General features: G+C 64.0%; 9 protein-coding genes. 3 read left to right on the plus strand and 6 right to left on the minus strand.

The annotated features are described in order from the left end of the window. Positions 1 to 118: 118 nt before the first annotated feature. Positions 119 to 892, minus strand: coding sequence for a 5-oxoprolinase subunit PxpA (locus tag JJ959_RS21115; protein WP_292888410.1), 774 nt, complete (start codon positions 890 to 892; stop codon positions 119 to 121). Positions 893 to 1014: 122 nt separating this feature from the next. Here JJ959_RS21115 and pxpB point away from each other — a divergent pair, with 122 nt between their 5' ends. Beyond that, complete coding sequence (gene pxpB / locus JJ959_RS21120; protein ID WP_292888413.1) at positions 1015 to 1740, plus strand: 5-oxoprolinase subunit PxpB; 726 nt, start codon at positions 1015 to 1017, stop codon at positions 1738 to 1740. After that, positions 1737 to 2768: a biotin-dependent carboxyltransferase family protein gene (locus JJ959_RS21125; RefSeq protein WP_292888416.1), complete on the plus strand. Its 1032-nt coding sequence runs from the start codon at positions 1737 to 1739 to the stop codon at positions 2766 to 2768. The genes pxpB and JJ959_RS21125 overlap by 4 nt, the downstream gene beginning before the upstream one ends. Here the strand turns inward: JJ959_RS21125 and JJ959_RS21130 are convergent. Then, the gene (locus JJ959_RS21130) at positions 2765 to 3793 is read right to left on the minus strand and encodes an MBL fold metallo-hydrolase (RefSeq protein ID WP_292888419.1); all 1029 of its coding nucleotides are present in this window, start codon (positions 3791 to 3793) and stop codon (positions 2765 to 2767) included. The two genes, JJ959_RS21125 and JJ959_RS21130, sit on opposite strands and share 4 nt — an antisense overlap. Before the next feature lie 207 nt (positions 3794 to 4000). Between JJ959_RS21130 and phnN the strand changes: the two genes are divergently transcribed. After that, a complete protein-coding gene (gene phnN, locus JJ959_RS21135) occupies positions 4001 to 4552 on the plus strand; it encodes a phosphonate metabolism protein/1,5-bisphosphokinase (PRPP-forming) PhnN (protein WP_292888422.1) in 552 nt (183 codons plus the stop codon). 36 nt (positions 4553 to 4588) lie between these two features. Here phnN and JJ959_RS21140 read toward each other — a convergent pair whose 3' ends face one another. From JJ959_RS21140 to JJ959_RS21155, 4 genes are all read right to left on the minus strand, one after another. Further along, entirely contained in the window at positions 4589 to 5203 is a 615-nt protein-coding gene (locus JJ959_RS21140) for a chloramphenicol acetyltransferase (protein WP_292888425.1), read from the minus strand. Between the two features lie 28 nt (positions 5204 to 5231). Continuing rightward, positions 5232 to 6389 (minus strand): alpha-D-ribose 1-methylphosphonate 5-triphosphate diphosphatase, encoded by a 1158-nt coding sequence (locus JJ959_RS21145; RefSeq protein ID WP_292888428.1) that lies wholly within the window; start codon positions 6387 to 6389, stop codon positions 5232 to 5234. After that, positions 6386 to 7096, minus strand: a complete 711-nt coding sequence (gene phnL / locus JJ959_RS21150) for a phosphonate C-P lyase system protein PhnL (protein WP_292888429.1) — start codon at positions 7094 to 7096, stop codon at positions 6386 to 6388. Before phnL ends, JJ959_RS21145 begins: the two co-directional genes overlap by 4 nt. A gap of 5 nt (positions 7097 to 7101) precedes the next feature. Then, a partial coding sequence (locus JJ959_RS21155) for an ATP-binding cassette domain-containing protein (RefSeq protein WP_292888432.1) occupies positions 7102 to 7440 on the minus strand: 339 nt, incomplete at its 5' end.

Below are 7440 nucleotides of genomic sequence, written 5' to 3' on the forward strand. Positions count from 1 at the left end.
CACCCGGCGGGTCAGATCCTTCACGAATGCGCCGCTGTCGAAATAGTCTGCTGCGGCGGAGATGGCTTGTTCGCGGCTCACGGGGGAAGCTCCTCGGGTTTCAGGCTCTGTCGAAAAATCAGTTCAGCGGGACGTCGGGCAGGGGCACGACCTCGATCCCCTTTGCTTCGAGCGCCTTGCGGACGGCGGACGCGACGGCCGGGCCGGTCGGCTCGTCGCCGTGGACGCAGATGGAATGGACTTTGACCGGGACGTCCACGCCGTCGGTGGAGCGGACCTTTCCCGTCTCGACCATCCGGAGGACATGCTCCACGGCCTGTTCCGGATCGCGGATCATCGCGTCGTCGCGTTTCCGGCTCGTCAGGTTGCCTTCCGCGTCGTAGGTGCGGTCGGCGAAGACCTCGGAGGCGGTTGGCACGTTCAGCATCTCGCCAGCCTTCAGCAGCTCGGAGCCGGTCGTCGCCAGCAGGATGATCGCCGGATCGACCGCCTTCGTCGCCCGCACGATCGCCTCGGCGAGGTCTTTGTCCTCTGAGGCCATGTTGTTGAGAGCGCCATGCGGTTTCATATGCGTGACCTTGAGGCCATGCATCGCCGCCATCGCCTGCAGAGCGCCGACCTGATAGGCGATCATCGCCTCGACCTCGCGCAGTGCCATGGAAATGCGCCGCCGCCCGAAGCCCCAGAGATCGTTGAAGCCCGGATGCGCGCCGATGGAAACGCCTTCGGCCTTCGCGGCCGCGCAGACCCTGTCCATGACATTTGCATCGCCGCCGTGAAAACCGCAGGCGACATTGGCGGAGCGGACGATCTTCAGCATCGCGGCATCGTCGCCGATGTCGTAGGCGCCGAATCCCTCCGCCATGTCGGCGTTCAGATTAACTTTGGTCATGGGTCGCTCACGTGGCTATTGTCGGGGAGTGCGCGGACGCCCTCCCGGACGAATCTCGATGGGTGTTTTGAGACTAGCGCCAATTCCTTCGCCCGGTCCATGTCCTGAACAGAACCATTGTCATGTCGGAACCTGTTTTTCTTCCCGCCGGTGACACGGCGCTCGTGGTGCAGTTCGGAGAGGCGGTCGATGCCGCAGTGAACCGCCGTGTCCGCCATCTTGCCGCGAAACTGCGCGAGTCCGGTGCGAAAGGCATCGTCGACATCGTTCCGACGATCCGCTCGCTGATGGTGCATTACGATCCTCTTGAAACCAGCGCTGGGGCGTTGCGGGGGGCGATCTCCGATTTGCTGCATCACGAGCATGGCGAAGAGGATGCATACCGGCTCTGGTCGATCCCGGTCTGCTATGAGGGCGATTGCGCTCCGGATCTGGAAAATGTCGCGCGGGAAATGAAACTCGATACCGGCGAGGTCGTGCGCCGTCATGCAGCCGAGCCGCTCGAGGTCTTCATGATGGGGTTTCTGCCGGGATTTCCCTATCTCGGCCTGCTGCCCGAAGAATTCGACATTCCGCGCCTTTTCGAGCCGCGGGTGAAGGTCCCCGCCCGCTCGATCTCCGTCGCGGTGCGCCAGACCACGGTCTACACGGTCGAATGCCCGGGCGGATGGCATCTGATCGGGCAGACACCGGTCGAGTTCTTCGATCCGGAGAGGGCGGAGCCGATCCTTGTGGCGGCTGGCGACCGCATCCGTTTCGAGCCGGTGTCCGTCGGCGAGTACGAGAGGATCCGGAAGGCGGTCGAGGCGGATGACTACAAGCCGGTCTCCGAGGAGATCGTGCCATGAGCGGTTTCAGGGTCATTCAGGCAGGCTTTGCACCGACGCTGCAGGATTTCGGCCGGCCCGCTTTTCAGAACCGCGGCGTACCGGTCTCCGGCGCGCTCGATCCGGTGTCGTTACGTATAGGGAACGCGCTGGTCGGCAACGATGGCGGAACGGCGGCGATCGAGTTCCGGCTGGTCGGTCCGACGCTGGAGGTGACCGCGGAAAGCATCCGCGTCGCGCTGACCGGCACCCGCGCCGAACTCATCGTTGAGGCAAGCGAGCGCGTGACGCTGCCGTCCTACCAGAGCGTCATGCTCCGCCGTGGCCAGCGTCTCTCGCTCGCGCCGGTCTCGGACAGCGGCGTTGCCTATCTCTGCGTCGAGGGCGGGTTCGATCTGCCTGCCGTGTTCGACAGTCTCTCGACCTACGGGCGCTCGCGGATCGGCGGATATCACGGCCGCGCGCTGAAGGATGGCGACGAGCTGCCGCTCCGGCTCTCGGCGGTCGAGGAACGCGGGGAGCTCAGGCTCGAACGGCCGGTCTATCTCGACGAGACGGGCCCGATGAGGGTCGTACTCGGCCCGCAGCGGGACTATTTCAGCGACGCGAGCACGGCAGCGTTCTTCGATGCCGAGTACACAATCAGCCGGGAGGCGGACCGCATGGGAATGCGGCTCGAAGGACCGGCGCTGGAACATACACGCGGCTACAATATCACCTCCGACGGCATCGTGACCGGGGCGATCCAGGTGCCGGGCAACGGGATGCCGATCATCCTGCTCGCCGATCACCAGACGACAGGCGGCTATCCGAAGATCGGTACGGTGATTTCCGCCGACATTCCGCGTCTCGGGCGGATGAAACCGGGCGACAGGCTGTCATTCACGGAAATCGACGTGGAAGGCGCGGAGGACGCGCGACGGGCGCAGGAGAAGGCGATCCGGAAACTGCTCGACGCCCTGACGCCTGCGGCGGCCTGGCTCGACGAGGCTGCGCTCTATCGCGAGAACCTGATCAGCGGCGTGGTTCAGGTCAGCGACTCGCTCTAGGCGGCGCGCTCGAAACGATACGTCCCGTCCTCTCCGAGCTCCCGCCGGACCTCTCCGTCCTGCATAAGCAGATGCAGATGCGCCAGGGTCTCGCCGATGGCGAAGCGGGTCTGGTGCAGATCCAGTTCCCGGGTGAAGAGAGAGCGCATGATCTCCGCTGCCGAGCCGGGGCGGACGCAGGCCGCCGCGGCCTCGTCCAGCCGTTCGTCGTGATGGCTTCTTAGTGCGTTGATGCGGAAATTGATGCCCCGGTACGGGCCGTCATGGCCGGGCAGCACCAGCATCTCGTCTTCGCTCCCGTCCATGCGGGCAAGGAAGCTCAGGAAATCCTGCAACGGGTTGGCATCCGGCTCTGTCCACCAGACGGCGATGATCGGCGTGATCCGGGGCAGCAGCAAATCGCCGCCGAGCATGATGTTGTCCGTCTCGGAATAGAGGCAGACATGGTCCGGCGAGTGGCCGGCGCCGAAATAGGGCTTCCAGACCCGGCCGCCGATGCGGAGCAGTGTGTCCGGGCCGATCCGCTTGAACGATGGCGGGATGGGGGACACGAGCTTGCGGTACTCGTTGCCGATCTTTCGCATCTCCCCGCTCGCCCCGCCGAGGCCGAGCCGGCCGTAGAAGCCGACCATCTGCTCGACGAAATCGTCGGACGTATCGAGGTAGTAGGCCCTGGCGTTCAGCCACTCCGTCCGGCTCATCCAGAGCGGGGCGCCGGTCCGCTCCTGGAGCCAGCCTGCGAGGCCGACATGGTCGGGATGAAAATGGGTACCGACAATCGCCTGCACCGGATCGTTGCCGATGATCTCCTCGAGAATGCGCGTCCAAGCGGTGCGGCAATTCTCCGAGTTGAGGCCGCAATCCACGATGACCCAGCCCGCGTCGTCTTCCAGCAGGTAGAGATTCACATGGTCGAGCGAGAAGGGCAGTGGCAGCCGCAACCAGTGGATACCCGGCGCCACCTGCAGGAGCTTGCCGTTTTCGGGGCGGCGGTCGCCCATCACGTAGTCGAGTTCTTCTGTCATGGGCGGGAGATTAGTTTGGGTCTGAAATATCCGAAAGTGCCGAATGTGCACGATTTCGCCGCAGATTTCGTCGAGGTGGACGACGCTCGTCGTCGTCCACCGATGTGACAGCTTCATGAAAAGACGTTGGCAACCGGCGCCGGGAGTCGCGTCAGGCTGCCAGAACAGGTACTACAGGGTGGATATCCTACCGCGTGAGCACTCCCGATGAAAAATGAGACCGGAATCCTCTGGCTGGTCGTAGGGCCGTCCGGCGCTGGCAAGGACAGCCTTCTGGAAGGCGCAAGGCAGTGCCTGAAAGACAGTCCGGCCCATGTCTTCGTGCAGCGAGAGATCATCCGTCCGGCAGAGGCCGGAGGAGAGGATCACATCCCGGTTTCCGTCGAAGATTTCGAGGCGAGGCGGTCCGCCGGTGCCTATGCCCTGAGCTGGGGGGCGCACGGTCTCTTCTACGGTATTCCGATTTCGATTGAGGAGAATCTGGCGCGGGGCGCGCATGTCATCGTGAATGTCTCGCGCTCGGTGATCGAGGAGGCGCGTGCGCGGTATGCCGATGTCCGCGTAATCGACATCAAGGTACCGCGTAATGTTCTCGAAGCGCGTCTCAGAGCCCGGGGACGGGAGAGCGAGCAGGATATCCTGAAGCGGCTGGAGCGCGCCGAAGCATTTTCGCTCGAAGGTCCGGGGGTGGTGAAATTCTCCAACGACCGTCCGCTGGCTGAATCGATAGAGGCCTTCGCGGCGCTCTTCACGCGATGAAATACGGTCGGTAATTTCCGGCGATAGAATCGTTTTTTAACGATATTTTTCGAGAAACTCGGCGGCGGACAGGGCCCGAAAGTCGCCCATCCGTTCGGCTAGAAGGTCGTGCGGCCAGTCCCACCAGGCGAGCTCCATAAGGCCTTCAGCGATCGCTTCGTCGACCCGGCGCTTGATCTCCTTCGACGGGACGCCGCCGTGAATCGTGTAGGGTGCAACGTCCTTGCTGACGACGGCCCCTGCCGCAATAACCGAACCTGTTCCGACATTTATGCCCGCGAGCACGGTCGCGCCGTGGCCGATCCAGACATCGTGCCCGATCGTACAATGGTGCTGGCGCCGCCAGTCAAAGAAGGCGATATCGTCCGGGCCCATGTCATAGGCCGCGCTGCGATAGAGGAAATGATGCTGCGAGGCGCGCCAGCTCGGGTGGTTCCCCGGGTTGATACGGGTATGCGAGGCAATCGAGCAGAATTTTCCTATCGTCGTGTAGATAATGTCGCTGTCATTGACGACATAGGAATAATCCCCGAGCTCGCTCTCGATGAAGGAGGTGCGGGCCCCGACCTCGGTCCAGGACCCGAGCTCGGAATCCCGCACGGTCGCGGTCTCGTGCACGCTCGGCATCGGGGAAAGTTTCGTCTGTCCCATCTCGCTTACTCGTTTCTGTGTGGGTAACTCAGGCGACCCGTGTGCCGGAGCGCATGACCTTGCGGATGATCGGGGTGCCGTCCTTCGCCCGGCGGACCCGGATCAGGTCGGCGCGCTTGCCCGGCGCGATTTCCCCCCGGTCGTCGAGCCCGACCATGTGGGCCGGATTGCGTGTGACCGTCGCCAGAGCGTCCGGCAGCGGCAGGCCGTGCCATTCGTGCAGCAGAAAGGCACCGTGCAGCAGGCTTGCCGGCACATAGTCCGAGGAGAGCGCGTCGAGCACCCCGGCCTCTGCCAGTTCCCCTGCTGATACGTTGCCGGAATGGGACCCGCCGCGGACCACGTTCGGCCCGCCCATGATGTTGGTCAGGCCCTTCTTGCGGGCATGGAGCGCGGCTTCGAGCGAGGTCGGGAACTCGCTAATGGTAAGGCCGAGTTCATGCGCCTCGTCGACGTGCGCTTCCGTCGCATCGTCGTGGCTCGCGGTGATGATGCCGCGTTCGGCGCAGGCGGCGGCGATGATCCGGCGGTGCTTGTCGCAATAGAGCACCTGGTTCTTCTTGCGGTCCTCGACCATGGCGTCGAACTCGGCGTCGCTCATCGCGTGTTTGCCGGTGTAATAGATCTTGAGCTTCTCGATATGGACGAACTGGCGCTGGCCCGGGGTGTGGTCCATGAGCGAGACCAGCCGGACAAGCGGATCGTCCTTGAAGGGCTCGAACAGTTCGACCGCGCGCGGATTGCCGACCTCGCAGCGCATATGAAGGAAATGGTCGGCACGCAGCATTCCGCTTTCGTTCGCCTCGTGGATCGAGTTCGCGGATTCCGTCAGGATCTCGTCGCGCGCGTCGTCCTTCACGGTGCCGCCGACTGCGACCGCGTCCAGCACCGTGGTGATGCCGGCCGCGGCGACCTGGGCATCGTGAGCCATCAGGGCGGAGACGACGGGCCAGTGCACTTTCGGGCGCGGGATAAGGTGTTTCTCGAGATTGTCCGTATGCAGCTCGACGAGGCCGGCGATCAGGTAGTCGCCCTCGAAGTCGATCGCGCCCGGCATCGAGACGGTTCCTTCGGAAACATCCTCGATCCGGTCACCCCGGACGGTGACCGTGCCGTGGATCTCTCCATCGGCGAGAATAATCCTCGCATTGGTCAGCACGGCATCCGGTGTATCGGTCTTGCTCACGCTGCTTTCCTCGCTTCTTCAAGGGTATAGGTGCGGGTCCCGACGGCCTCGCGGACCTGTTCGTCGTGGAAGATCCCGACGATGGCGGAGCCTGCTTCCCGTGCCTCGTTGATCAGGTCGACCACGGTCTGCCGGTTCTCGGCATCGAGGGAGGCGGTCGGCTCGTCGAGCAGCAATACAGGATAATCCTGCACCATGGTCATGGCGATATTCACCCGCTGCTGTTCCCCGCCGGAAAAGGTCGCGGGCGGAAGCGACCAGAGGCTCTCCGGAATGCGCAGGCGGGCCAGCAGCGTCGCCGCCTTTTCGCGCGCGGCGATTTCGTTCATCCCGCGGGAGAGCAGGGGCTCCATCACGAGATCGAGCGTCGTGACCCGGGGGATGACGCGCAGGAACTGGCTGACATAGCCGAGCGTGCGGGCACGGACGTCGAGCACGACATGGGGCGGGGCGGTCACCAGATCGACCATCTCGCCGTCATGGCGGATCGAGACACTGCCCTCCTGCGGCAGATAATTGGCGTAGAGCGAGCGCAGCAGGGTCGATTTTCCGGCGCCAGACGGCCCGGCGAGGATCACGCATTCGCCCTTTGCGACCGAGAGCGAGACATTCTTCAGCACGGTCAGCGTCACGCCGCCCTGATTGTGCAGGGTGAAGCGCTTTGCCAGACTTTCGACGCGGATCATTTCGTTCGGATTTTCGGTCATCGGGGTCACACCGGCAGGATCGAGGAGACGAGAAGCTGGGTATAGGCGTGCTGCGGGTCGTCCAGCACCTGGTCGGTCAGGCCCTGTTCGACGACCTTGCCGCGGCGCATCACCATCAGCCTGTCGGACAGCAGTCGGACGACGCCGAGATCGTGGGTCACGATGATGCAGGCGATGCCCAGCTGGCGGACGAGACCGCGCACGAGGTCCAGCAAACGGGCCTGGACGGAGACGTCGAGGCCGCTGGTCGGCTCGTCCATGAAGACGAGGCGCGGCTTTGTCACGAGATTGCGCGCAATCTGCAGGCGCTGCTGCATACCGCCGGAGAAGGTCCGCGGCAGGTC

Origin of the sequence: Nisaea sp., assembly GCF_017640745.1 — a bacterium.
In the GTDB taxonomy this organism is placed as follows: Bacteria; Pseudomonadota; Alphaproteobacteria; order Thalassobaculales; family Thalassobaculaceae; genus Nisaea.